We start from the raw sequence: 25,821 nt of genomic DNA, 5'->3' as shown, positions 1-25,821 counted from the left end.
GATGGCGGCTTGGCCGACAACTTCGGGCGCATCGCCGGCCCCGATGGCAGATGATCGTCGGCCTGGTAGCGGCGGTCCTGACCTACGTCGACGACCGCCGCGTCAGCTGCGCTACTTGCGTGCGAGCAAGACGTGAGCCTCTTGGGGGAATGTCAGCTCCCCTCCAATTGAATAGATTGCCAGCGAGGAACTTAGATCACCCATGATCGCTGCTATGACTGCGTCCCGATGTCCGGCCTCCATTCCGCTGACCAGCCCAGCCTGCGGAGTCGCTGCCAGCTGTAGTCGCACATATTCCTTTGGCGAGGGGAATCGGATGTTCTGTGTCGTCGTGTGGATGGTCACCTGACGAAATCCCGCCCCGGCCACCAATCGGTAAAGCTCGTCCGCATCGGCGAGTGAATGCTCGGACCGTTTCGTCGCCGAAGCGCCTGGACCGAGATGCCGATCCAGGGCATCCGCCAGCGCCTTTGCCGCAGGAGTATGCTCAATAGCGCTGAAAACGCTTAAGGCCAGCCGGCCGTCAGGCAGCAGAACCCGGAACATCTCACGCAGCGCACTCGATCGGTCCGGAAAAAACTGCAGTCCGAGCTGGCAAAGAACCAGATCGAAGGTGGCGTCAGGGAACGGCATTTCGAGCGCGCTTCCCTCGTGCCAGTCAATACGCGGTCCAGCGCCGCTAGGGAGCGATCGAGCAACGGCAAGCATGCCCGTGTTGATGTCGAGGCCGACGACCTGCCCACTTCCCATACGCTCGGCCGCCGAGCGTGCCACCACCCCTGTGCCGCAAGCTACGTCCAGAACCCGCTCACCAGATCGAGGCGCAGCACGATCCACCAGGTCGGCAGCCCACAGGGCTGTGATTGCCGGAACCAGGTAGCGCTCGTAGAGTTCCGCGGCGCTACCTTCCAGCTGCCATTGCTCCTGCCGGGCCATAGCGTCCCTCCCGCACAATGAGCCGCTCCGACAACGGGCCCGATCGGCGCTTCAAGCAGCCATCATAAAGCGCCTATCTGTCACAGAGCAACCGGGCGATAGAAACAAGGATACAGAGCAGATCGTTAGGACGGTCCGCACACCTTGCGAGCGTCGCTTGCTGGAGCTGCGTTAGTCAGTCGGAGGCTAATGGCGTTTTTAACGGAACGCTAATATAAAAGGACGTTCGAACGAGCAGCGCCTGCCAAATCCCTGAGGGAATGCCATGCGAAGGTTCATCTTCACGGCAATGTGTATCGCCGCCGCAACGGCCGCTAACGCCCATGATTGGTACGAAGACAAGATTGACCCACAGACGAAATTCAGGTGTTGCGGTGGTTCTGATTGCCGCGCCATACCTCGGTCTTCGGTGCGGTCCAGGATAGACGGCGGTTACACTTATTTGCCGCATAATTTCACCATCCCACGGGACCGTGTACAGGAATCCCCGGACGGCCAATACCATATCTGCGAGAATACCTACGTCGTAACCAATCAGCTGTATTGGCGTTGCTTTTTCGCGCCTCGTGTCGATGTCTCTCTACTTCTCGCACGTTAAGGTAAATACGGCGCGTCGCGGCCGCATTCCTCGTAGCGACCCTTGGTGAGCGGCTCCTCCGGTTGATACTCGCAGGACAGCCCGTCGACCCTGGGGCAGGACCGACACGGCGCGCATCAGATTGATGTTGCGGTCGATGACCCATCGAATGCTTCTGGAAGCTGACCTTCTTGGGGTTCGTGCTCAGGGTGTAGGAGACCTGATTGCCGAACTCACGGCCGATCCTCGCCTGGCGAGATCTTCGGCAGAATGCGGCATTCAAACGCCGGGCGTCTGGCTGCAGGACACCCGGCGATCGTTTTACCCTACCGCTTGCCCAAATCCGCTTGGGCCAGATCAAGGGCCTTGGCGATGCGGCCGCAAGCCATGTCGATTGTCTCGCGCGTCCAAATCAGCGGCGGCGACAGGATCATCGTATCGCCGGTGGCGCGCAGCATCATGCCTTGCGCAACTGCGTGGTCGCGGACAAGCACGGCCGCGCTTCCGGCCGGCAGGAAGCGTTCCTTGGTCGCCTTGTCCCTGACGATCTCGATCGCCCCCATCAGCCCGATCGAGCGCACTTCGCCGACCAGATCGTGACCGCCAATGTGCTCCTGCAGCGCCTTGGCGAAATAGGGTCCAGTGTCGTTCTTGACCCGATCGACCAAACCTTCCCGCTCCATGATCTCGAGGTTCTTCAGCGCCACAGCGCAGGCCACGGGGTGGCCGGCATAAGTATAGCCGTGATTGAACTCGCCGCCCTTCTCGACCAGCGTCGCGGCGATGCGATCACCGACCAGCAGCGCCGACAGCGGCTGATAACCGGAGGTCAGCGCTTTGGCGGTGGTGATGGTATCGGGCTCGATGTCGAAGGTCTGAGCTGCGAACCACTCGCCGGTGCGGCCATAGCCGGTGATGACCTCGTCCAGCATCAGGAGGACATCGTATTTGCGGCAGATGCGCTGCACTTCCGGCCAATAGCTCATCGGCGGTATCTTCACGCCGCCTGCCCCCATCACCGGCTCGCCGATGAAGGCGGCGACCTTGTCGGCACCGGCTTCGAGGATGGCGTCCTCGACGGCCTTGGCCGCGCGCAGGCCGAAATCATGGTCGCTTTCACCGGGCAGAGCCAGCTCGTAGGCATAGGGCATCATCACATGGACGATGTTGGGAACCGCGCCGTTGAGCTGCTTGTGCATCGGCTCCATGCCGCCCAGCGAGGCGCCGGCGATGGTCGAGCCGTGATAGGCGGTCTTGCGCGAGATGATGCGGTTCTTCTCCGGCTTGCCTTCCAGTGCCCAATAGTGGCGGACAAGGCGCAGCGCCGTATCGTTGGCCTCCGAACCGGACGAGCCGTAGATCACCTGGTTGACGTGCTTCGGCGCCAGTTCCGCCAGCTTTTTTGCCAGCAGCACCGGCGTCGGTGTCGAGCATTTGAAGAAGGAATTGTAGTAGGGCAATTCCTTCATCTGGGCGTAAGCCGCGTCGGCCAGTTCGTCGCGGCCGTAACCGATGTTGACGCACCACAGCCCGGCCATGCCGTCGAGGATTTCCGTGCCTTCGGAATCGTAGATGAACGGACCGTTGGCGTGAGTGATGATGCGTGAGCCGGCCTCGCGCATCTCCTTGTGATCGGTGAACGGATGAAGGTGATGCGCAGCATCGATCTGCTGAAGCTGCTTCAGCGAATAATTCTGGTAAGTCATGTCTGATCTTTCCTCTTGAACCAATCCGGCGTTTTGCAGCCGGGGCGGATTCGTCAGAGGAGCGCGGGGGGCGAATAGCCGATGCGAGCGCAAAGCCGCAAAAGCTCGGCGCGAAGCGTGCGCGGCGACGGCGTCACCGCCACCCCAAACGCGCAACATGTCCCCATCCGAGCCATGCAGCACCTTATGCCGTCTGATGCGATCAGTTCAAGTCGTTCCGTTCAAGCGGTGCTGGTCAGCGCCCGTTGCAGGAAAACATACTTCATTGCGGCCTGTGCCGCTTGCGGCCGGCGATCACCGCGCCCGCCATGGCCGCCCTCGGTCTCCTCGAAGAACAGCGTCTTCGCATGGCCGGCAGCCTGCAGCCGCCCGGCCATCTTGCGCGCGTGGCCGGGGTGGACGCGGTCGTCGGCGGTCGATGTCGTTAGCAGCACCGGCGGATAGGCAGCGTCGGTCTTCACATGCTGATAGGGTGAGTAAGCCGCCAGCCACGCGGCGTCTTCCGGCTTAGCCGGATCGCCATACTCGGCCATCCAGGAGGCGCCAGGCGGCAGCTCGGTGTAGCGCAGCATGTCGAGCAGCGGCACGTCGATAATCACCGCACCGAAAAGCTCGGGATGCTGGGTCAGCGAAACGCCGGTCAGCAGGCCGCCATTCGAGCCGCCTTGGATGCCGAGCGTCGCCGGCGTGGCGATGCCGCGTTTCACGATGTCTTGCGCGACCGCGGCGAAATCGTCGAAGGCCTTCTGGCGATTGGCCTTGAGCGCAGCCTGGTGCCAGTTCGGACCGAACTCGCCGCCGCCGCGGATATTGGCCTGCACATAGGCATTGCCCTTTTCCAGCCACAGCCTGCCGCGCACGCCGGCATAGCCGGGCAGCAGCGGCACTTCAAAGCCGCCATAGCCATAAAGCAATGTCGGCACCGGACCGTCCTGGTCGCGTTGCCTGACGACGAAGTAAGGGATCATGGTGCCGTCTTTCGAGCGTGCCTCGAACTGTTCCGACACAAGGGACGAAGCATCGAAACGCGCCGGCTGCGATTTCACTGTTGTCAGCGTCGCAGCATCGTCGTCCGACCAGATGATCGAGCTCGGCGTCAGGAAATCGGTGAAGGAGAAGGAGACGCTGGAGCCGAAATGTTCGGCATGGGCGATGCCGACATTGCCATTCTCCGGCAGCGCGACAGGCTTCAGCGACCAGCGGCCGTCATCGCGCTCGCAGACGACGACCTTGCCGCGCACATTGTCCATCAGGTTGATGAACAACCGGTCCTGCGTGCGGGCAATGCCGGCGATCGAAACCCGATGCGCCGGCTCGAGCACGGCATCGATTGGTCCCAACGCATCGGTTTCGATCCAGCGCGCGAAATCCAGCGAATAGAGGCCGTCAGGCTGGCACAGCGTGCCATCCGGCGCCGTCCACGGGCTACGCACCCCGAAGACGAACTGATCCCGGAACAGCGCCGTGTCGGTGACGTCGTCCGGCAGCGGGAAGCGCCTGTTCTCGCCGGAAGGCAGACGCAGAAAACTGTGCGAGGCAAAGAAGTCGAGCGTCCGGGTCAGAAACAGATGCCGCTTGTCGCCGTCGAACTCGAGGGAACCGCCGGCGGCGAGATCCTGCTTCTGCGCCTCGAAGATCGGCGTCGCATCCTCCAGCCTGGTGCCGCGCTGCCAAAGCTTGACCACGCGTGGATAACCGGACTGGGTTTTTTCGTCCTCCTCGAAGGCGGCCGAAACGATGACGGTGTCCTTGTCCAGCCAGCTGAAGCCCGATTTCGAGGCGGGCGCGCGAAAGCCACCCTCGACAAAGGACTTGGTGTCGATGTCGAATTCACGCATCTCACTGGCGTCGCCACCATCCGGCGACAGGCTGAGCAGGCAGCGGCTGAAGTCGGGGTAAAGCCGGCTGGCGCCGCTGAACACCCATTTCACGCCCTCTTTGGCGGACAGATTATCGAAGTCGATGATCGTCTCCCAATCCGGCTTCTCGGTCTTGTAGGAAGCGACCGTCGTGCGCCGCCAGAGGCCGAGCACATTGGTCTTGTCCTGCCAGAAATTGTAGACATGGCCGCTGAGTGCAGACCCGACCGCAATGTTGTCCTCGGCCGTCATCAGGTCCAGCGCGGTCTGGAAGGCGGCCTGATAGGACGGATCGCCCTGCAATTCACCTGTTGTAACCGCGTTCTGACGGTGGACCCAGTCGAGTGCTTCCTTGCCTGTCCTGTCCTCCAGCCAGAGAAAGGGATCCTCGGTCGCCGAATTTAGCTGCCTGCTTGTGGCTGATTTGGTCATGTGGTCTCCGGTTGAATCAGGCGTCGGGCCTCGCCAACATCGACATAGCGGCTCCGATATTCAAGACGCCCGCTGCTTTTCGAAGTCACACCATCCGCCTTCGCATGACGGTTGTAACCGCTAGCGCCAAGCACATAGCGCCAAGCGTGATCGGCAGGCCGTCCGCACCGAGAATATCCATGGCGCCGCCCGCCAGCGGCGGCATGGCGATACCGCCGACGCCCCACATCAGCGAGAAGGCGGCGTTGCCGGCGACCAGCGCCGAGCCGGTGAAGCGCTCGCCGAGCTCGATGATCGACATCGTGTAGATGCCGTAGGAAACCGCGCCCCAGATAAAGACGCATGGCCAGATCAGCGGCGTCTCGATGAGAACCGGCAACAGCACGCATCCGAGCACGGTCAGTGACACGCAGATAAACCGCACCAGACGCGCCGTCAGCCGTTCCGCCAGCAGGCCGAGCGGCACCTGCATGGCGATGTTGCCGGCGATCATCACCGACAGCAGCGCCGACATGCGGGCTTCGGCGATGCCGTAATAGGTCCCGTAGACCGGCAGAAGCGCCAGCACCGCCTGTTCGAAACCGGCGGCGACGACGACCGCCGACAACAGCAGCCATGCCATCGGCATGAACCCCATGACCGAAACCCGGTGCCCGGCCTCATCGACCTTCGGCAGCCGTCGCAGCACCAGCGCCAGGCAGGCGCCGCAAAAAACGAATGCGACGATGCCGACGAGAAACGGCGGCCATCCTTCAGTGCCGACGGCAAGCAGGCACAGCGGGCCGGCCGCGAAACCTGCCGAAATGATGGTGGAATAGATCCCCATGACCCGACCACGGCGCGCCGGCGGCGCCAGCGCGATCACCCATATCTCGCTCAGCACGTAGAGCGGATTGGTCACCACGCCGATCAGAAAGCGCAGCGGAAACCACAGATAGACATTTTGCGTCCAGCCGATCAGCGCCAGCATGATCGCGGAAAGTGCTGCGCAGGTGAGCGCCGTGCGCCCTGCCCCGAACCGGCGCGCCAGCGCCGGGATGAGCGGCGACGAGACGATGAAGCCGACCGGCGTCATCGCCGCAGACAGCCCGATCATGGCCGGCGAGATGCCTTGTCGCTGCAGGATGAAGCTCAGCAGCGGATAGGAGAGCCCCTGCGCGATGGCGAACACCGAGACGGTCGCGATCACCCCGGTGAGCGCCGCCCACTGCATTCCCGTTTCGTTGCCGCTGGCGCCGGTCGCAATCATTCTGCCATCCCTGCATTGGAGATCTGCTCGGCGAGTCACCCAGCTACCGGTCCGGTTCCGCGAAAGAAAGGGCCGGCCAGCAAAAACCATTTGCGCCAACGGATCGCCGGCTCAACGGTTCCGGCGTCCGGACGACCTGTAGAGCGCGAACGCGATCAGCAGCGCATCGAGGCCGGCGATCACCGCCGGCAGGCCGAGCGGACCGATCCCCTGCATCAGCGCGCCGGCGCCGGGCGGGCCGACAATGCCGCCAGCGCCCCACATCAGCGCGAAGGCTGCATTGCCGGCGACGAGTGCGGTTCCCTTGAACCGGCTGCCTAGCTCGACCAGCGCCATTGTATAGACGCCGTAGCCGACTGCGCCCATCACCACCAGCACGGGCCAGACCAACGGCGTCGTGATCAGGAGCGGCAGCGAGAGCGCGCAAGCGGCCGTCGCCAGCGCGCAAAAGACGATCATCGCCCGGCCGCCGAAGCGCTCGGCCATCAGCCCAAGCGGAATCTGCAGCAGGATATTGCCGGCCGACAGCGCCGTCACCAGAGCCGCCAGCGTCGCTTCCGGCAAGCCGTAGCCGGTGCCGAAGACTGGCATCAGCGCATAGGTGCTCTGCTGGACCGCGGCCGCAACCAGGACCGCCAGCAGCAGCGCCGGCGCCAGCTTGGCGAAGCCTACGATGCCGCCCGAGACCTGGCCGTCATCCTCGAAACCGGTCAATTTGGACGAGACGGCGCGCAGGATCAGCGCACAGAGCGCAAAGCCTGATATCGCCGCGACGAACGGAGGCCATCCCGATGTGCCGACCGTGATCAGGATCAGCGGCCCCGCCGCGTAGCCGGCGCCCAGCAGCGTATTGAACACCCCCATCACCCGGCCGCGGCGCGTCGGCGGCGCCAGCGACAGCGCCCACACCTCACCAAGCACATAGAGCGGATTGATGACCACGCCGACGAGAAAGCGGATGATGAACCACGCCACCCAATCCTGCAGATAGCCGATCGTCAGGAAGCAGAGCGCGCCGGCCAGCGAACAGCCGACGGCGAGGTTGCGCGCGCCGACCAGGCGGACGGCCGCCGGCACGAACGCAGCCGACAGTATGAGGCCAACCGGCATCATCGCCGCGGAAAGACCGATCAGCGCCGGAGACATGCCTTGCCGCTGCATCAACAGCGTAAACAGCGGATAGCTAAGCCCCTGCGCGGCGCCGAACATGGCCAGAGCGGCTGTGACGCCGGCAAGCGCTGCCCACTGCGTTGCCGCCTCGCCATCGCTCGAACCGGTCGCGACCATCCGCCATCCCTGTGAATCGCCCACCCTCGGGGTCGGCAAGCTACCCGGCTAGCGGTTCGGCCTGGGAAAAGGAAGGGCCGCCCGGGCAAATCTCCTGCGCCACGTCATCCGCCCCGTGCGTGTGCCCAACGATCGGTCAGCTGCCCTTCCGGCATGTCGCTTCCCTCGTCCTAGTGGTCGCCGCCTCCGCAATGGCGGGACGGCCGGCGGTCCATTATGCCGCCGCACTGTCGCAGCGTACGAGGCTTGTCATGACCGCCGCCCTTCATCCCGCCGAACCGGCATTGGCAAACGATCGCGCCCGTCGCGGCGGCCGCGCGGGCAAACGTGCCGGCGCAGCGGCGGCGTTCGAGCAGCCGCCTTTCCGTCAGCTGAAAATCCCGCTGACGCCGACGAAGCTGGTCTCCGACGACGAGCTGGAATCGATCCACCTCGCCTCGCTGCGCGTGCTGCGTGAAATTGGCGTCGACGTGCTGCATGACGAGGCAAGGCGCATCATGAAGGCGCATGGCGCGGATGTCCGCGACGGCAGTGAGCGGGTCCGCTTCGACAGCGACATGATCCTCGAGCTGGTTTCGCACTGCCCGTCGGAGTTCACCATCCACGCCCGCAATCCGGCGCACAATGTGCGCTTCGGCGGCGACAATCTGATCATCTCGATGATGGCGTCGGCGCCCAATTGTTCCGACATCGACCGCGGCCGCCGGCCGGGCAACCAGCAGGACTATCGCAACTTCCTCAAGCTCGCGCAGATGCACAATATCCTGAACTGCACGGGCGGCTATCCGGTCGAGCCGATCGATATCCATCCGTCCGTCCGGCACCTCGAATGCATCCGTGATCTGAGCGTGCTCACCGACAAGGTGTTCCACATCTATTCGCTCGGCAAGGAACGCAATGTTGACGGCATCGAGATCACCAGGATCGCGCGCGGCATCAGCGACGAGCAGCTTCTCGAAGAGCCGTCGGTGTTCACCATCATCAACACCAATTCGCCGCTCAAGCTCGATGTGCCGATGATGGAAGGCATCATCCAGATGTCGAGCAAGGGCCAGGTCGTCATCGTGACGCCGTTCACCCTGTCGGGCGCCATGGCGCCGGTGACCATCGCCGGCGCGCTGGTGCAGCAGAATGCCGAAGCGCTGTCCGGCATTGCATTCGCCCAGATGGTGCGCAAAGGCGCGCCCGTCGGCTATGGCGGCTTCACCTCGAATGTCGACATGAAGTCCGGCGCGCCGGCCTTCGGCACGCCGGAATACATGAAGGCGCAATTGGTCGGCGGCCAGCTCGCCCGCCGCTACAACATCCCCTACCGCACCTCCAACACCTGCGCCGCCAACACAGTCGACGCGCAGGCCGCCTATGAAAGCGTGTTCTCGCTATGGGGCGCCATCCAGGGCGGCGGCAATCTGATGATGCATGCGGCCGGCTGGCTGGAAGGCGGCCTGCGCTGCTCCTACGAGAAGACCATTCTGGACATCGATCTGCTGCAGATGATGGCGGAATTCCTGACCCCGCTTGACCTCTCCGAGGAGGCTCTCGGCTTCGACGCCATCCAGTCGGTCGGTCCGGGCGGCCATTTCTTCGGCACCCAGCACACCCAGGACCGCTACAAGACCGCCTTCTATTCGCCTATCATCTCCGACTGGCGCAATTTCGAGACCTGGGCGGAAGCCGGATCGCCGACGGCTATCGAAAAAGCCAATCGGGTCTGGAAGGAGCGGCTGGCGACCTATGAAGAGCCCTACATGGACCCGGCTATCCGCGAGGAGCTCAACGCCTTCGTCGAGAAACGCCGGTCCGAAGGCGGCGCGCCGACCGATTTTTGATGATTGTGTCGTTGATGAACTGATCATTTGTATGGATTTGATGAACGGTCGACCCCCACTCCGTCGAGCTACGCTCGACACCTCTCCCCCGATCGACGGGGGAGAGGAAGGGCGCGAAGCGATTCCGGCTGGCACCCTTCCTCTCCCTCCGGAGGGGGGAGAGGTGGCGCCGCGAAGCGGCGACGGAGTGGGGGAAGCCGTTCATGAAACGCGCAGTCGCCGCAAAACAGGGACAACGAAGCGAGCGCGTAGCCTTCGGCAAGCGGGCAATCAGGCGGAAGCACTGCTTTGGCTTGAACTAAAGGCGCGCAAGCTTGGCGGCTACCGCTTTACGCGTCAGTTCTCCATCGGCCCCTTTTTTGCAGACTTTGCTTGCCGCGAAAAATGGCTTGTCGTTGAAGTCGATGGACACCAACATGCCGGCAGTTCATATGACCGCCGCCGTGACGATTTCATGCGCGCCCAAGGCTATTCGATCCTGCGTGTTTGGAACCATGACGTCCTGAAACATCGTACTCCCGTCTGTGAAACCATCCTTGCCGCGCTTGATGGCAGGCTGGCCGAAGACATCGCTGTATCCGACCTCCGCTTTATTTTTACGCCCCGCTCACTCGATTCAATCTCTTCAAAAACGGAACTATCTTCATGAAATCTCATGCAAAAGCGGTTGTCATCGGCGGCGGCGTCGTCGGCTGCTCGGTGCTCTATCATCTGGCCAAGGCCGGCTGGACCGACATCATGCTGATCGAGCGTTCGGAGCTCACCTCCGGCTCGTCCTGGCACGCAGCGGGCGGCTTCCATACGCTCAATGGCGATCCCAACGTCGCCAAGCTGCAGGCCTATACGGTGCAGCTCTACAGGGAGATCGAAGAGCTTTCCGGCCAGTCCTGCTCGTTGCACCTGACCGGCGGCGTGATGATGGCCGACACCCCCGAGCGCATGGACTTTTTGCGCCTTGCCCACGCCAAGGGCCGCTATCTCGGAATGGACACCGAGCTGATCACGCCGTCGGAGGCCAAGGCGATGTTCCCGCTGATGGACGAGACGAATTTCGTCGGCGCCATGTGGGATCCGGTCGAAGGCCATCTCGATCCTTCCGGAACCACCCACGCCTATGCCAAGGCGGCCAGGAAGCTCGGCGCTGAGATCGTGCTGCGCAACCGGGTCGTCGAGCTGACGCAGGAAGTCGACGGCACCTGGAACGTCGTCACCGAGCAAGGCACGGTCAAGGCCGAGCATGTCGTCAATTGCGGCGGCCTGTGGGCGCGCGAGATCGGCCGCATGGTCGGTGTCGAGCTGCCGCTGCTGGCCATGGAGCATATGTACCTTTTGACCGAGCCGATGCCGGAGGTCGAGGAATTCAACAAGTCGACCGGCCGCGAGATGATCGGCGTGATGGACTTCAAGGGCGAGATCTACACCCGCCAGGAACGCAACGGCATCCTGCTCGGCACCTATGAAAAGGCCTGCAAGCCGTGGTCTCCAGTCAACACGCCATGGGATTTCGGCCACGAGCTGCTGCAGCCCGACATCGACCGCATCGCGCCGTCGCTCGAAATCGGCTTCAAGCATTTCCCCGGCATCGAGAAGGCCGGCATCAAGCAGATCATCAATGGCCCCTTCACCTTCGCGCTGGACGGCAACCCGCTGGTCGGCCCGGTGCAGGGCCTGACCAACTTCTGGTGCGCCTGCGCCGTCATGGCCGGTTTCTCGCAGGGCGGCGGCGTCGGGCTGGCGCTTTCGAACTGGATGGTCAATGGCGACCCCGGCTTCGACGTCTGGGGCATGGACGTCGCTCGCTTCGGCGAATGGGCGAGCCTGCGCTACACCAATGCCAAGGTGCGCGAAAACTATTCGCGCCGCTTTTCCATACGCTTTCCCAACGAGGAATTGCCGGCTGCTCGCCCGGCTCAGACGACGCCGCTCTACGACACGATGCTGGCCAACAATGCCGTCATGGGCGATTCGTGGGGCCTCGAAACGCCACTCTGGTTCGCGCCGAAAGGCACGGAGCCGAAGGATATCGTTTCGTTCCACCGTTCCAACGATTTCGGGCCGATCGGCGAGGAAGTGCGTGCGACCCGCGAAAGGGTCGGCGTCACCGAGATCGCCAACTTCGCCAAATACGAAGTGTCCGGGCCGGGATCGGAAGATTTCCTCAACCGGCTGATGACCAACCGCATGCCGAAGATCGGCCGCATCGTGCTGACCCCGATGCTGAACGAGTTCGGCAGGCTGATCGGCGACTTCACCATCGCCAAGGCTGGTGAAGAGCGCTTCATGATCTGGAGCTCGTCGGCGGCGCAGAAATATCATATGCGCTGGTTCGAGAAGCACCTGCCGAGGGATGGTAGCGTCCGCATCCACCGCTTCGACCAGACGCTTGTCGGCCTCTCGATCGCCGGGCCGAGATCGCGCGATCTGCTGCAGAAGCTTGTTGACGTGGATGTCTCGACCAAGGCTTTCCGCTTCATGGATTTCCGCGAGATGGCGGTCGGCGGCGCGCCCTGCATGGTCAATCGCATCACCTATACCGGCGATCTCGGTTACGAGATCTGGATGGCGCCGGCCTACCAGCGCCTTGTCTACAAGGCGATCAAGGATGCCGGCGAAGAGTTTGGCCTTGTCGATTTCGGCATGCGCGCCTTGCTCTCGATGCGCCTGGAAAAGAATTTTCCGACCTGGTTTCGCGAGCTGCGCCCGATCTACGGGCCGTTCGAAGGAGCAATGGATCGCTTCATCAAGCTGGAGAAGAACGACTTCATCGGGCGCGAAGCGGCGGCCAAGGAACAGACAGAAGGGCCGAAACGGCGCCGTGTCTCCTTCATCGTAGATGCCGCGGATGCTGACGTGATGGGCGACGAGCCGATCTGGGCCAAGGTCGGCGGCAAGGATTTTGGCACGGTCGAAAAGCCGCACGGCTATGGCGCGCCACGCTTCGATATATCAGGCAAGGAAGTGCGCGGCTCCAGGGCCGCGGAAGGCGCCTCGGCCGTGCGCGGCATCGTCGACGGCGACTGGCGCGTGGTCGGCTGGATCACCTCCGGCGGCTATGCGCATTACGTCCAGAAATCGATGGCGCAGGGCTATGTGCCGGCCGCCTTGGCCGAGAACGAGAGCGCCGGACTGTTCGAGATTGAAATCCTCGGACACCGGCGGCCGGCCCGCATCAATGTCGAGCCGCCTTTCGATCCGAGTGGCGAGAAGATGCGGGCATAGGCGGTCAGGGTTGCTGCCCAAGGCCGCCGCCCATCCCAAGGCTGCTACAACATTGTGCGGGGCACGGTCTCATGCTAGCGCAGCCGGTGCAACTGGCACGGGCGATGAGAACTCCTTGAAGTATTCGATGAAATGGGCCGAATGGCTTGCCGAGGGCAGGATCGGCCGTTTCCCCGCGGCGATCGTGTTGGTCGCGCTTTATTGCTGCACACAGGTCGTCGTGCTGTCGCTGGCGAGCCTGTGGGCGGGAACCGGGGTCGGTGTCGATGACTCCGAACAGCTGATGTATATGCGGTTTTTGTGGGCCGGCTATGGCGGCTCGCAGCCGCCGCTTTACTCCTGGCTCGGCTGGTTGACGTCGTCGGTTTTCGGAACCAACATCTTCGCGCTTAAACTACTGAAGTATTCCCTGATTTTCGTGGCCTTGACGTCGGTCTTCGTCGCGGTGTGCAAACTCGGCTATTCCCAGCGCACCGCAGTTGCCTCCATTCTAGGTCTGTTGCTGTTTCCTCAGCTGGTCTGGGAAATGCAGCACACCTTATCGCATACCGTTGCCGCCTTTTGTTTTTCGGGGCTGCTGCTGCTTGCGCTCGTCGAGCTTCTGCAGCGCAAGTCGCTGCTGACCTATGCCTTGTTCGGCCTGGCGATCGGTGCGGCTGTGCTGGCGAAATACAATCTTTTCCTCCTGATTGCCGCGATGCTGGCGGCGACCTTATCGCTGCGCGAGACCCGCCAGGTCATCCTGCGTCCGCAAATCATGATCAGCATGGCCGTGGCGCTGCTGGTCTGCCTGCCGACATTGTATTGGACCGCCACGCATCCGAGCGAATTGCTGGCGCGCAGCTACAAGTTCGGCATCAATGAAGGCGACGGTGCTTTCCTCGTCGCGTTGAAAGGCATCATCGGCTTTGGCGATGCCGTAATGAATTTTGCCATCTTGCCGGTCGTGATTTTCGCAGTGGCGATGCTGGCGGGACGGGTCAGTCCATCGACGCTCCGCCTACGGCTTCCAGATTCGGAAAAACTATTGTGGCGCATTCTCGGCTTCGGGCTCTGCATCACCATTGTCCTGGTGATCGCCAGCGGCGCCACAACATTCAAGGCGCGCTGGTTGTTGCCGGTCCTGCTTTTTTTGCCTGCCGCCTTCGCCGCCCGCATGGACTCCCTCGGCGCCAAAGGCAGGACGGCGCAAAACCTCACCGTCACCGTTGCAGCCACACTGGCCATACTGATCTTGCCGGCGACATGGGCCTATCAGGTCTATGGCGGAAAGGGCCAGGGACGCGTCGTCCGTCTAGACTACCCGACGCTGTATCATGATCTGACCGCAGATGGCGCAGTCAAGACGGTCATGTCGGACTGGCACTGGGTGGGCAATCTCAGGCTCGTCGACCCAGACCTTGTCGTCCTCGGAGAAGAGGTGCCGGGTTTCGCCGCGTTGCTGCAGGAGCCCGCCGTTCTGATCTGGCTCGACAGGCCAAGCCCGGAACCGGAAATCCTGGACCGCATCAGCCAGGCGGGTTTCGTCCTGGACAATGAACGCCGCAGCCTCAGGGTTCCCGAATTTCTCGGTTCGAGCGACGGCAGGCTTGTGACCGTCGTCAAATTGAAAAAGCGGGATGCCAATGCTCCTGCCACCAATTGAGATCGGGAGTATAGGAAAGTGAGCGAGCCAGGCGTCGAGCGACGGTTCGGTCGCCACCGCAAGATCATGCCGTTCGAGCCGGACGACGCGGGCTCCATCGACGCGTTGCGCCTGAAGTCGCGGGAGAAGGCGGCGGCACTCAACCAGCATCTGCTTGGCTACGGTGCATTGGCGGAAGCCGAGTGGCAAGCCGCCGGCGTTGCTGCTCCCGACCTACCCACCATGCGTCAGTACCGGCTCGACCGCATCCGCGCCGAGCTGAAGCGCCGCGACTATGCGGGAGCCCTGCTCTACGATCCGATCAACATCCGCTATGCGACCGACTCGACCAACATGCAGCTCTGGGTCACGCACAATCCGACAAGGCATTGTTTCGTTGCCACCGAAGGCCCGGTGGTGCTGTTCGATTATTTCTCCTGCGAGCACCTTTCCGACCACTCCGGCGTCGTCGACGAGGTGCGGCCGGCTGTGTCGTGGATGTATCTCTATAGCGGCGAGCTGACCGAGCAGAAGACCCGCCGCTGGGCGGCCGGCATAGCCGATCTGGTGAGGGAACATGGCGGCGGTATCAGCCGCATCGCCGTCGATCACATCAATCCTGAGGGCGTCGAGGAACTCGCCCGCCTCGGCATCTCCATCGGCAATGGCGAAGCGCTGATGGAAAATGCGCGTCTGATCAAATCGCCCGACGAAATCCTGGCCATGCGCCGGTCGATCGTCGCTTGCGAGGCGGCTATGGGCGAGATGGAAGCAGCGTTGCGGCCAGGAATTTCCGAGAACGAATTATGGGCCGAACTCCACCGCGGCAACATTGCGCGTGGCGGCGAATGGGTCGAGACCCGGCTCTTGACGTCCGGCCCGCGCACCAATCCGTGGTTCCAGGAATGCTCGTCGCGAATGATCGAAGCCGGCGATCTCGTCGCTTTCGATACCGATCTGATCGGCCCTTACGGCTTCTGCGCCGACCTGTCGCGCACCTGGCTCTGCGGCGAAACCGAGCCGTCCACCGAGCAAGGCGACCTGTTTCGCACCGCCGCCGACCAGATCGCCCACAACATTGGCCTGATGCAGCCGGGCACTTCGTTCCGCGACCTAGTCGAGCGATCGGCGGTGCCGCCTGGTGATTGCTTCCCGACGCGCTACGGCGTGCTCTATCACGGCGTCGGCCTGGCCGACGAATACCCGACGCTGCCGCATGCGATCGACTGGACCGACGACACGCCCGACGGCGTGCTTGTGTCAGGCATGGTGCTTTGCGTCGAGAGCTACATCGGCCGGCTCGGCGGACGCGAAGGCGTCAAGATCGAGGACCAGATCCTGATCACCGAAACCGGCAACGAGCAGCTTTCAAGCTACCCGCTCGACGAGCGGCTGCTCGGCGGCTGAAGGGCGGAAAGCTCAGTAGCCGCAGTCGATTTTGCGCCTGGCCTTGTCGAAAACGCGGTCGAACCGCGCTCGATTGGAGTTCCGATCCTTGGCCGGAAAGGCTTGCAGGAGCGTATCCTTGTCGGCGCCCATGCCGGCCAACGTGTTGATCGCCAAGTCGCCATAGCTGGCATGCAGCGGGATGATCCCCGCCCGGATACGCTCCAGCAATGGCTCGATGGCGGGAGCGCCTCGCTCGCCGAGGCGGCAGAGGCCTTGCACTCCTGCCAGATAGGAATGCTGCCAGAAATTGCCCTTGTCGAGCGGCTGCAGCGCCGCGTCGTCGATCAGATAGAGCATCGTCGGGATGGCGTCGGCGCCGAACACGGAAAGCCTGGTCAAAGCCTGAAAAGCGGCGACGCGCCGGGGCGTATCCTTTGCCAGCCTTTCGAGGTCGGCACGATGCTCCGGGATCACTTGATCGGGCAGGGACTGGATAGCTATGGCCAGGCGCCCAGCTTGCGGTGCTTCGATGTTGCCGAATTTGCTTACCTTGATATCGATTTCGAAAAGCCGCGCGAAAAGCGCGTCGGCAAGCCGCGCCATGCTCTCGGGCGCCACGTCCTTCGCATATTTCGCTGCTGCGAAGACGCTGTCTGGAACGCCCAGCCGGCGGTCGTTCAGGGCTGCTATGGCGAGGTCGACATCGGGCTGCGACGCAGTCTGCCTACCGCGCAGCCTGTCAAAGAAATCATTGGCAAGCGAGTTGGTGACGGCGTCGATGGGGCCCGGCTGACTGAGCTTTGCGGCAAGGACCGCGGCCGCATCGTTCGAGTCGTCGACTGCTGGCAGCGTAAGCTCCATGCCGAGCGTGCCGGTTACGAATGCGCTCCAATCGGGCCGGTCGGCGAACTGGACGATGTGGGTAAGGTCGAGCGTTCTCGGGAAGCCGATGCGAATATCGAACTGATAGCCGGTCACATAGCTTGGCAAAAGCAGCGGCAGCAGCCGGTAGGAAGCAACGCCGGTCCATCGGTAGACCTCGGAGAAGGTTGCTCCGTCCTTGTTGTGCACAGAGATGCGGTAGACCGCGATTGTATCGGCGGTCGGATTGAGCCCTGCCTGGTAGTCGTTCACCCCACGCTTGATCTGCCCGGCGCTGACCACCGTGTCAGCTTCGGCAAGTGGCGCCTCGGATTCGATCAGGCAATTGCCCTTGGCGATCTCAAGCCGCATGCGCTCCGAAGCCTTGGGTGCGTTCCGCGCCGTGGGACTCTTTTCGAGATCAAGGAGGCGGACATCGGCAAGCTCGACTGGCGGACATGACGCCCGGCGCTCCATGTGGAAGGTCCGGGCGATGGAGGAAAAGTCCGGCTCCGGCATCTCCGCGGGATAGCTCATTACCATGATACGCCGGGCGCTGCGTGTCAGCAGCGCACGCATGCAGAAATCGTCACAGCGGGTCTGGGTCTTTGTCCAGAAGGCTGTCCGATCGGAGCGAACCGCCAGCGTCTCGGCCCGGAACGGCCGCACGATCCGGTCGTTGTCGCCCGATACCAGCGCCATCGTGGTCCGGTCCATTGACCTGTTGATCAGGAAAGGCGGCACCGCAAGCAGTGCCACCGCGATCAGCGGGCTCGTCAACCAGTTTAATCGGCCCGGGACCCCGAAGCTGATTGCCCATGTCAACAGCAGGAACAGGAACACCGGCGGGATCAGCGCCATCAGCAGGGCGAGCGGGATGCCGACGATGCTGATCGCCGCGACGATGGCTATCTGCGGCAAGAGCAGACATGGCAGTGCCGCCAGCCCCAGGACCAGCAGCACGGTCCGAAATGTCCATCTCGGAATGGTTGCCACCGCCATGGTGCTGTCCCCGCGAAGTCACGCGCAGGTTGCGCGCACATGGTGACGGTCGCGTAAAGATCAGCCCAGGCCCGGATCTATTGCCAATCAGAGTTAGCGAACGGTTGTGCCGACGGCTCCGAGAGAGATCAGCAGGTCGACGAGGATGTTCTTGACCGGCTCCGGTGTCGTTCTGGCGGTGATGAAGGGCAGGCCTTTTCGCCTTCCCGTCCAGCCAACGACCTTCACCGCTTGCGCCGCTGGCTCGAAGCGTTGCGCCAGCGCCCAGCTCTTGCAGTCGATGGCCGCGACATCGGCACGGCCCTCGGCGATGGCGACGATCGAGGCACGGTGGCCGCCGCTTTCGCTGCGCGCCGTAAAGATGTCCAGGCTTTCGCCCATTGCTTCCAGGTCGCGCGTTAGCCCGATGAAGCCGGACATCGAATCGAGGCTGTTGAAGGTAAAGTGCTTGCCACGCAGAATATCGAGCGGGATGAGAGGGCTGCCTTCGGACGGTGAACCAACCGATGGCGCTTCACCTGCCCGCATCACGAGCGCGCTCGAATAGAGTTCGCCCTGCCCGCCCTCGAAGGCATCGTAATTCGGCTGGCCGATCACCTGGACATGCGTCGACAGGCCGAGTTCCATCGGCCCCCAGCAGGTCTGCGCGAACAGCAGCGCCGGATGCAGCCAGAGGCCGTGAAAATCCAGTTCGTCCGGCGGCAGCGTCGCCGGATCGGGCGCGATAACCTTTCCGGCGGCGTCGCGGATGCCGCCTTCTACAGGCCGCAGATCGGCATTGACGCGAGCGATGGTCTGCGGCGCGCCGATGCCTTTTTGCCGGAAGGCATCACGCAGCCGTGCCCATTGGGCATCGACCTCGCTCCGCATTTCGGGCCAGTCATACATCGGCAAGGCGGCAACGAAATCGCTCATGCCGGGACTTTGATCGTTACGCTGAGAAACTGACGAGACCATTGACGCGCACCTGGCTATCGCCGCGGCGATGCCGCAAAATTCATTCTTTCGGCGGCTCGGCCGGCACCGGCGCGCTGCCAAGGCCATTGAGGCTGCGCGCCCTGACGCGCGGCTTGAACGCCCGGCCTGGTTCCGGCGCGCGCCGCAGCACGGGGTGAACGATCGGCTCCTTAGCCCTGAACGCATAAGCCTTGAGCAGCGCGAAATAGTTCGGATAGGCATAGCCATTGTTCATCCGCAGCCACTCGTCACGGCGGTCGGCAAACAGCTTCGGCAACCGGTACCAGGCCACCGTCGGGCTCTTGTGATGGACGAAATGCAGATTGTTGTTGAGGAACAGGAAGGACAGCGGCGAACGCTCGACGATCACCGTGCGGCCTTCCGGATGCTCCGACCACTGGTGCTCGGCGAAAGTGCGGATCGAAATCAGCGACTGGCCGAGCCACACCGGCACCAGGATGTAGAGCCACAACGGGATGCCGAAGCCGAACTGCACGATGGGCAGCACGATGACCAAGCCAATCGCGTGCAGCAGCCACGCCTTGCGGATCGCAGTGTCGCCGGCAAGCATCTGCTTGGCATCGTCGATGAAGAAGCCGATGCAGGAGAGCCACGGGCCAAGCACGAAGCGGCCGACCATCGTGTTGTTGATCTTCAGCAGGAATTTCATTGCCGGCGGCAACTCGTCATGGTGCCACAGCGCCTTGTAGTAGCTTTCGGGGTCGTCCAGCGGATCGGTCAGCCGTTCGTCGGCATGGTGGCGCAGGTGAATGGTCTTGAACCGGCGGAACGGCCAGACGAGGCCGATCGGCAGGAAGACGAAAACTTCGTTGAGCTGTGCATTGCGGGTCGGATGGCCGTGCAGGACTTCGTGAGCCAACGAGGATTGCAGTGCGGCGACCAACGCCAGAACGGCGAGCGCCAACAGCGGGTACGATGGCCAGATGAGCGAGCCGGCGACGAGCCAGGTGCCGTAACAGAAAAACGCCAGAGACACGGTCGGCCATTCGATGGCCGGTGCATTGCGTCGTCTGTTATTCGTGCTCGTCATGGATCGACCACTGCCCTTCCAGTCGCCGGAATCATTTTTGATTCCTGACAGGATTGTGTCAGGAGCGTTGAATCGCTGCAACGCGACAAAGCGCACAAGATGTTGCGATTGCGCATTTTCAGCCGCATATGTTATATTTTGTAAACAAGTTGGAGGATTCATTTACGCCTAAGGTGCCACTTCGGTGGCTTCGGCGGATTTTTTTCCTCCCAATGGCCGGAATGACGATATGGACAAACGCGACCTGTCGACGATCTTTCGGGAGCGCCTGAAAATGCTCTTGACACGGTCCGACTTGAACCAGTCCGCCTTCGCGACGGCGGTAGGCATCGACCGTTCGGCGCTTTCGCAGTTGCTGTCCGGCGCCTCGACACGCCTTCCTCGCGCCGAAACGCTGCTCAACATCGCCGCCGAATTCAAGGTATCGCTCGACTGGCTGCTCGGCCTCAGCCAGGACGAAGGCGTCACCGGTGAAATCCGCGAGAGCCTGGAGATCGAAGAAGCGCCCGATGGCTTTGACCGCACGCTGCTGGCAAGGTGGCATGCCGAGGCCGCAGGCACGAAAATCCGTTACGTGCCGGCCGGCATTCCCGACCTTCTGCGCACCGAGGCGCTGGTCGACTACGAAGCGGGCATCGCCAACAAGAGCCGCGAGGCCCAGGCCGGTGAGACGCAGTACCGCATCGACTACAACCGGCGGCCGGAAACCGACATGGAAGTCTGCATGCCGCGCCACACGCTGGAGATTTTTGCGCGAGGCTTAGGCGTGTGGGACCGTTTCCCGGAGGCCGACCGCCACCAGCAGCTTCTCCACATGGCGACGCTGCTCGACGATCTCTATCCCACTTTCCGCCTGTTTCTCTATGATGGGCGGATGCGCTATTCGATCCCCTACACCATCTTCGGACCTTATCGCGCCGCCATCTATGTCGGCGACATGTATCTGGTGCTGAATGCGACCCAGCCGGTCCGCACGCTGACCAGCCATTTCGACAATCTGATCCGCGCTGCCGACATCAACGCGCATGAAGCAGCCAGCTTCACGCAAAGGCTGGCAGAGATGCGATTTTGACGGCCTGTTTCTCGCGTCGACATTGACGCCATATAAAGAGTTCTTTATATCCTTATCTCGACAAAGAGTTCCCCGGAAGGCGTATTTCCAATGACCAACCCGATTGACGCGCTGCTTGCCGAAAAGGGCGTTCTGCTCGCCGATGGCGCCACCGGCACCAATCTGTTCGCCATGGGGCTCGAGGCCGGCGAGGCTCCAGAGTTGCTGAACGAGACCGCGGCGGACACCATCACCAGCCTGCACCAGAACTTTGTCGATGCCGGCGCCGACATCATCCTCACCAACTCCTTCGGCGGCACCCGTCACCGGCTGAAGCTGCACCATGCGCAGGACCGCGTGCATGCGCTGAACAAGCGCGCCGCCGAGATCGCCCGCGCCGTCGCCGATACAGCCGGCCGCAAGGTCATCGTGGCGGGCTCGGTCGGCCCGACCGGCGAGTTGCTGGTGCCGCTCGGCGCCATGACCTATGACGAGGCAGTCGAGGCCTTTGCCGAACAGATCGAGGGCCTGAAGGCCGGCGGCGCCGAAGTCGCCTGGATCGAGACCATGTCGGCGCCGGACGAAATCCGCGCCGCCGCCGAAGCCGCCATCCGCGTCGGCCTGCCCTATACCTATACCGGCTCCTTCGACACCGCCGGCCGCACCATGATGGGGCTGTTGCCGAAGGACATCCATGGCGTCGCCGATGGACTGTCGCAGGCGCCGCTCGGTGTCGGCGCCAATTGCGGTGTCGGCGCCTCCGACATCCTCGCTTCGCTGCTCGACATGACCGAGGCGAAGCCGGAGGCGACGGTGATCGTCAAGGGCAATTGCGGCATTCCGGAATTCCGTGGCGCCGAAATCCACTATTCCGGCACGCCCGAACTGATGGCCGACTATGTCAGGCTCGCCGTCGATGCCGGCGCCAAGATCGTCGGCGGTTGCTGCGGCACCTCGTTCGCTCACCTAGCCGCCATGCGCAAGGCGCTCGACGCACACACCAAGTCGGATCGCCCGACCGTCGAGAAAATCGTCGAGCGCATCGGTCCGATGCGCAACAAACAGGCCACGGTCAACACAGCCGAGACCAGCGAAGCCCGCCGCGAGCGCCGGCGCAGCCGCGCCTGACGCTTTCGGCTACCCGGCACTTTCGTCGAGGCGTCACGACCAATGTCGGAATTACAATGTTGAAAAAGGCCGGCAAGGTTTCCCCTGCCGGCCTGCCGCACCCGCCCGTGGGTCGGTTATCCCGTATCAGAATGATCCCATCTGAAGAAAACCGGCCATCATCGCCACTACCGATTGCCGCCCAGCGCCGAGGCAAGGCGCACAAGCGAGAGGAACTCGGAGCGGTACCCAAACGGGTCGGCTCCCCGGGCGGCAGTGGCAATCTCCACGATCTTGTCGTAGCCGAACTTCGCGGTCGCATCCTCGTCGCGCAGCTTCTGGCCGAACGCCGCGACGGCAACCGAGAACCGCTGGTCGGTGCTGGCCTGGTTGAAATCAGCCACTTCGTTGGCTGATGTCACCGGCGTGGTGATCAGCTTCGAGGCATCCTCGTTCGGCAGCTTGTAGCGGATCTTCACGAAGGCATATTCGTCGGCGTTGGCGACGCCGCCATTGTTCACCGACGCCTGGCCGTAGCGCAGCGGATCGATCTTCTCGCCGCCGTTGCCCTTCGGCGTGATCTCGTAAATCGCGGTGACCGAATGGCCGGACCCGATCTCGCCGGCATCGACGCGGTCGTTGTTGAAGTCCTCGCGGTTCAAGGCGCGCGTCTCATAGCCGATCAGCCGGTATTCCGAGACCTTGTTCGGGTTGAACTCGACTTGGATCTTCACGTCCTTGGCGATGGTGAACAGCGTCGAGGACGCATCCTCGACCAGCACCTTCTCGGCCTCCGCCAAAGTGTCGATATAGGCAGCGGTGCCATTGCCGTTCTGGGCGATGGTCTGCATCATCTGATCGTTCAGATTGCCGCGGCCAAAACCGAACACCGACAGGAACACGCCGGTCTTGCGTTCCTGCTCGATTAGCCGCTTCAAATCGTCATCGTCGGTCTGGCCGACATTGAAGTCGCCGTCCGTGGCCAGCATCACTCGGTTGACCCCGTCCTTGACGAAGGATTTCTGCGCCAGCCGGTAAGCTTCCTTGATGCCCGCCTCGCCGGCCGTCGAGCCGCCGGGCGTCAATGTGTCGATGGCATTGAGGATCTTGTCCTTCTCCGAGACCTTGGTCGGCTCCAGGACAGTGCCGGCGTCACCCGCGTAAGTGACGATCGAGACTGTGTCGTCGGGCCTCAACTTGCTGACCAGAAGCCGGAAGGCCGACTGCAGGAGCGGCAGCTTGTCCTGCTCGTTCATCGAGCCCGACACGTCGATCAGGAACACCAGATTGGCCTTGGGCTGCTCGGCCGGCTTGGCGTCGAAACCCTTGATGGCGACATGCATCAGCCTGGTATGCTCGTTCCATGGCGTCGGCATGACGCTGACGGTCGAGTTGAACGGCGTCGAGGTCGAGTCCGGTCCTTTCCAGTCGTAAGGGAAGTAGTTGATCATCTCCTCGACGCGGACCGTGTCGGCCTGTGGCACAACACCTTCCCTCAGCGAACGGCGCACGAAGGAATAGGAGGCCGTATCGACATCGATCGAAAAGGTCGAGACCGGGTCTTCGAGCGCGGCACGCACCGGATTGGTCTTAAAATCCTCGACGCGGTCGCGGTTTTGCTCCGGCAGCAGCATCTGATCGGCTGGTGCGGTCGAAGGCTGAGCCATCAACCTGGATTGGGCGACAGTACCGGGCACACGGCCAATCTGCGCGGCGCCATCGACTGCAGGAGCCGTGGCACTTGAACCGCCAGCCAGCGCCTCGCGAGGCGAGGGCTCGGGCGCATTGCGAGCCAGCATATCCTGTTGCACCAGGCCACCAAGCGCATTCGACTCGGGCTTCGGCGGCGATGCCGGCGCAAGCGCCTCGGCCGCGGCGCGGCTTTCGGCGTCGACATCAGCTTTCTTCTGTTTGTCGGCCTCGGCCACGGTGAGCGGCCTCACCGTGGCCGGCGCTTTAGCCGCTGGTTTGTCGGCCAGCGTTTCGGTGATCTTCTCGTCCCCGCCGGAATGGAACGGCTGCTGCTGCAGCATATAGATGGTGGCGTATCCGGCGATCGGCAGGGCGACGAGCCCGGCAATGGCCGGCGTGGCGAAGAGTTTCTTTTGCATGATTTCGCTCCAGAGCTTTTGTGCTCGCTCTGTGAGACGAAGCCCGTTCGCCGATCCTTGGGTGGCAGGTGAAGTTTTTTCGTCCAGGTCGTAGGCGCGCATGGCAGCCTCGAAGGCACGCGCCTTCGCCTCGGCACCCGGTGCCGGTGCTGCGATGTCGCGCAGCCTCTTGAGTTCGTTGTCGTCGACCATGATCACACTTCCCCGGCTGAACGCACGAGCGTCTTCAACCGTTTCTTCGCTTCATGGATGTGCCAGGAAACCGTCGTCTCCGAGATCCCCATCGCCTCGGCAGCGGCTGCGTGGCTCAGCCCTTCACCATAGACGAGCAGCACCGCGTCGCGCTGCTTGCCCGGCAGCATCCGCACTGCCGCCCAAAGCGCCTCGGTCGGATCTTCAGGCTCGGCTTCTCCCGAGATCAGTGCGTAAGCGCCGTAGGCGTCGGTCTTGAGCGCCTCGCGGGCGGTCTTGCGCATCATGTCGCGCGCCGCGTTCAGCGTCATGGTGTAGAGCCAGGTGGTGAAGGCGCCGCTGCCATGATAATCGCGGATCGCCCGGCCAAGCCGGACGCAGACTTCCTGGGCGACATCCTCGGCATCGGCCTTTTTCCCGCACCAGCGATAGGCGGCGCGATAGACGAAGTCATAGTGCCTTTCGAGCAATTTGCCGAAAGCCCTCCTGTCTCCGCCCTTCGCCCGCCCGATCAATTCGGCGTCGGAGGCTTCGCTTTCATCCAGCATCATCGCCATCATTGCCTGTTGGACGAAGGCTAATGGCGATTCCTTGGGGTGATGGAAGAAATTTTTTGGGAGGCGGTCACTTGAAGACCATCTGCGCCCTACCCGAGCGTCTCCGCGAACAGCGTCGTCAGCCGCTTCCAGTGGCGCTCAGCGCCGGTTGCATCGAAGGCGCTGTGGTCCGGCACGCACCAGCCATGCGCCATGCCGGCATAGTTTTCGATGACGTGGTCGACCTCGGCCGTGCGCAGCGCTTCGGCCAGCCGCGCCGACTGTTCGGGTGGGAAGCTGCGGTCCACACCAGCCGTGCCGACATAGACCCGCGCCTTGATCGACACAGCCTTCCGATGCGGGCTGTCGGCAGCATCGCTCGCCAGATTGCCGCCATGGAAACTGGCGGCGGCAACGATGCGGTCGGGATAGGCCGCGGCTGCATTCAGCGCCCGCGCTCCGCCCATGCAATAGCCGACGGCGCCGACTGGTCCGGCCACGCCTTCGGCATCGAGCGCATCGAGGAAAGCGCCGCTGTCGCGGATGGTCATGTCCTGGGTCGTGCCGCTGAGAAGACCCGTGATGACGGCCTTGCGCTTCTCGTCGCTGAATGCGGTCTTGGCCTCGAAAGGGCCGTAGGGCGCGTTGCGGTAGAAAAGGTCCGGGACCAATACCGCGTAATTGTCGCCTGCAAGCCGTTCCGCCATTTGGTCGAGCGCCGGCCGCGGGCCAAAAGCGTCCATATAGAGGATGATTGCGGCCTTGGCCGGGGCTGCCGAGCGGAACAGACCGGCTTTTGCCAAGCCGTCGCTGGTTTTGATCTGAATGTCCCGCTTCGCCATCACC

At 62.9% G+C, this 25,821-nt stretch carries 18 protein-coding genes; 7 read left to right on the top strand and 11 right to left on the bottom strand.

The annotated features are described in order from the left end of the window. Positions 1–111: 111 nt before the first annotated feature. The 5 genes from EJ075_RS24855 to EJ075_RS24830 all read right to left on the bottom strand — a co-directional run bounded on the left by EJ075_RS24855 (position 112) and on the right by EJ075_RS24830 (position 8,046). Complete coding sequence (locus tag EJ075_RS24855; RefSeq protein ID WP_126106124.1) at positions 112–936, bottom strand: methyltransferase domain-containing protein; 825 nt, start codon at positions 934–936, stop codon at positions 112–114. Positions 937–1,839: 903 nt separating this feature from the next. After that, the gene (locus EJ075_RS24850; protein ID WP_126106123.1) at positions 1,840–3,219 is read right to left on the bottom strand and encodes an aspartate aminotransferase family protein; all 1,380 of its coding nucleotides are present in this window, start codon (positions 3,217–3,219) and stop codon (positions 1,840–1,842) included. A gap of 221 nt (positions 3,220–3,440) precedes the next feature. Beyond that, complete coding sequence (locus tag EJ075_RS24840) at positions 3,441–5,510, bottom strand: prolyl oligopeptidase family protein (protein ID WP_126106121.1); 2,070 nt, start codon at positions 5,508–5,510, stop codon at positions 3,441–3,443. Between the two features lie 85 nt (positions 5,511–5,595). Next, positions 5,596–6,759 (bottom strand): MFS transporter, encoded by a 1,164-nt coding sequence (locus EJ075_RS24835; protein WP_126106120.1) that lies wholly within the window; start codon positions 6,757–6,759, stop codon positions 5,596–5,598. A gap of 111 nt (positions 6,760–6,870) precedes the next feature. Then, positions 6,871–8,046, bottom strand: coding sequence for an MFS transporter (locus EJ075_RS24830; protein ID WP_126106119.1), 1,176 nt, complete (start codon positions 8,044–8,046; stop codon positions 6,871–6,873). Positions 8,047–8,297: 251 nt separating this feature from the next. Here EJ075_RS24830 and EJ075_RS24825 point away from each other — a divergent pair, with 251 nt between their 5' ends. From EJ075_RS24825 to EJ075_RS24805, 5 genes are all read left to right on the top strand, one after another. Beyond that, entirely contained in the window at positions 8,298–9,875 is a 1,578-nt protein-coding gene (locus EJ075_RS24825) for a trimethylamine methyltransferase family protein (RefSeq protein ID WP_126106118.1), read from the top strand. A 163-nt stretch (positions 9,876–10,038) separates the two neighbouring features. Beyond that, positions 10,039–10,524, top strand: coding sequence for a DUF559 domain-containing protein (locus tag EJ075_RS24820; RefSeq protein ID WP_126106117.1), 486 nt, complete (start codon positions 10,039–10,041; stop codon positions 10,522–10,524). Further along, positions 10,521–13,094: an FAD-dependent oxidoreductase gene (locus EJ075_RS24815; RefSeq protein ID WP_095486690.1), complete on the top strand. Its 2,574-nt coding sequence runs from the start codon at positions 10,521–10,523 to the stop codon at positions 13,092–13,094. The genes EJ075_RS24820 and EJ075_RS24815 overlap by 4 nt, the downstream gene beginning before the upstream one ends. A gap of 115 nt (positions 13,095–13,209) precedes the next feature. Then, complete coding sequence (locus EJ075_RS24810; RefSeq protein ID WP_245458004.1) at positions 13,210–14,739, top strand: glycosyltransferase family 39 protein; 1,530 nt, start codon at positions 13,210–13,212, stop codon at positions 14,737–14,739. Positions 14,740–14,805: 66 nt separating this feature from the next. Further along, positions 14,806–16,125 carry a Xaa-Pro peptidase family protein gene (locus EJ075_RS24805; RefSeq protein WP_126107447.1) on the top strand — a complete coding sequence of 440 codons (1,320 nt, stop codon included), beginning with the start codon at positions 14,806–14,808 and terminating at the stop codon, positions 16,123–16,125. 12 nt (positions 16,126–16,137) lie between these two features. Here EJ075_RS24805 and EJ075_RS24800 read toward each other — a convergent pair whose 3' ends face one another. From EJ075_RS24800 to EJ075_RS24790, 3 genes are all read right to left on the bottom strand, one after another. Then, the gene (locus EJ075_RS24800) at positions 16,138–17,970 is read right to left on the bottom strand and encodes a hypothetical protein (RefSeq protein ID WP_126106116.1); all 1,833 of its coding nucleotides are present in this window, start codon (positions 17,968–17,970) and stop codon (positions 16,138–16,140) included. Between the two features lie 93 nt (positions 17,971–18,063). Further along, positions 18,064–18,885 carry a PhnD/SsuA/transferrin family substrate-binding protein gene (locus EJ075_RS24795; RefSeq protein WP_126106115.1) on the bottom strand — a complete coding sequence of 274 codons (822 nt, stop codon included), beginning with the start codon at positions 18,883–18,885 and terminating at the stop codon, positions 18,064–18,066. Positions 18,886–18,967: 82 nt separating this feature from the next. Further along, complete coding sequence (locus EJ075_RS24790; RefSeq protein ID WP_164547179.1) at positions 18,968–19,978, bottom strand: fatty acid desaturase; 1,011 nt, start codon at positions 19,976–19,978, stop codon at positions 18,968–18,970. Between the two features lie 229 nt (positions 19,979–20,207). Here EJ075_RS24790 and EJ075_RS24785 point away from each other — a divergent pair, with 229 nt between their 5' ends. Both EJ075_RS24785 and bmt read left to right on the top strand, forming a co-directional pair. After that, the gene (locus tag EJ075_RS24785) at positions 20,208–21,050 is read left to right on the top strand and encodes a helix-turn-helix transcriptional regulator (protein ID WP_029351899.1); all 843 of its coding nucleotides are present in this window, start codon (positions 20,208–20,210) and stop codon (positions 21,048–21,050) included. Positions 21,051–21,140: 90 nt separating this feature from the next. Beyond that, on the top strand, positions 21,141–22,157 hold the full coding sequence (gene bmt / locus EJ075_RS24780) for a betaine--homocysteine S-methyltransferase (protein ID WP_126106114.1): 1,017 nt from the start codon (positions 21,141–21,143) through the stop codon (positions 22,155–22,157). 167 nt (positions 22,158–22,324) lie between these two features. Here bmt and EJ075_RS24775 read toward each other — a convergent pair whose 3' ends face one another. The 3 genes from EJ075_RS24775 to EJ075_RS24765 form a co-directional block, all read right to left on the bottom strand. Further along, entirely contained in the window at positions 22,325–24,439 is a 2,115-nt protein-coding gene (locus EJ075_RS24775) for a VWA domain-containing protein (RefSeq protein WP_126106113.1), read from the bottom strand. Between the two features lie 2 nt (positions 24,440–24,441). After that, a complete protein-coding gene (locus EJ075_RS24770) occupies positions 24,442–24,996 on the bottom strand; it encodes an RNA polymerase sigma factor (protein WP_126107445.1) in 555 nt (184 codons plus the stop codon). 89 nt (positions 24,997–25,085) lie between these two features. Further along, on the bottom strand, positions 25,086–25,817 hold the full coding sequence (locus tag EJ075_RS24765) for a dienelactone hydrolase family protein (protein ID WP_126106112.1): 732 nt from the start codon (positions 25,815–25,817) through the stop codon (positions 25,086–25,088). Positions 25,818–25,821: the final 4 nt, after the last annotated feature.

It is taken from the genome of Mesorhizobium sp. M6A.T.Cr.TU.016.01.1.1, from assembly GCF_003952585.1.
In the GTDB taxonomy this organism is placed as follows: domain Bacteria; phylum Pseudomonadota; class Alphaproteobacteria; order Rhizobiales; family Rhizobiaceae; genus Mesorhizobium; species Mesorhizobium mediterraneum.
Note: the sequence above shows the minus strand (reverse complement) of the source record. Positions and strands in the feature narration are given on the sequence as shown.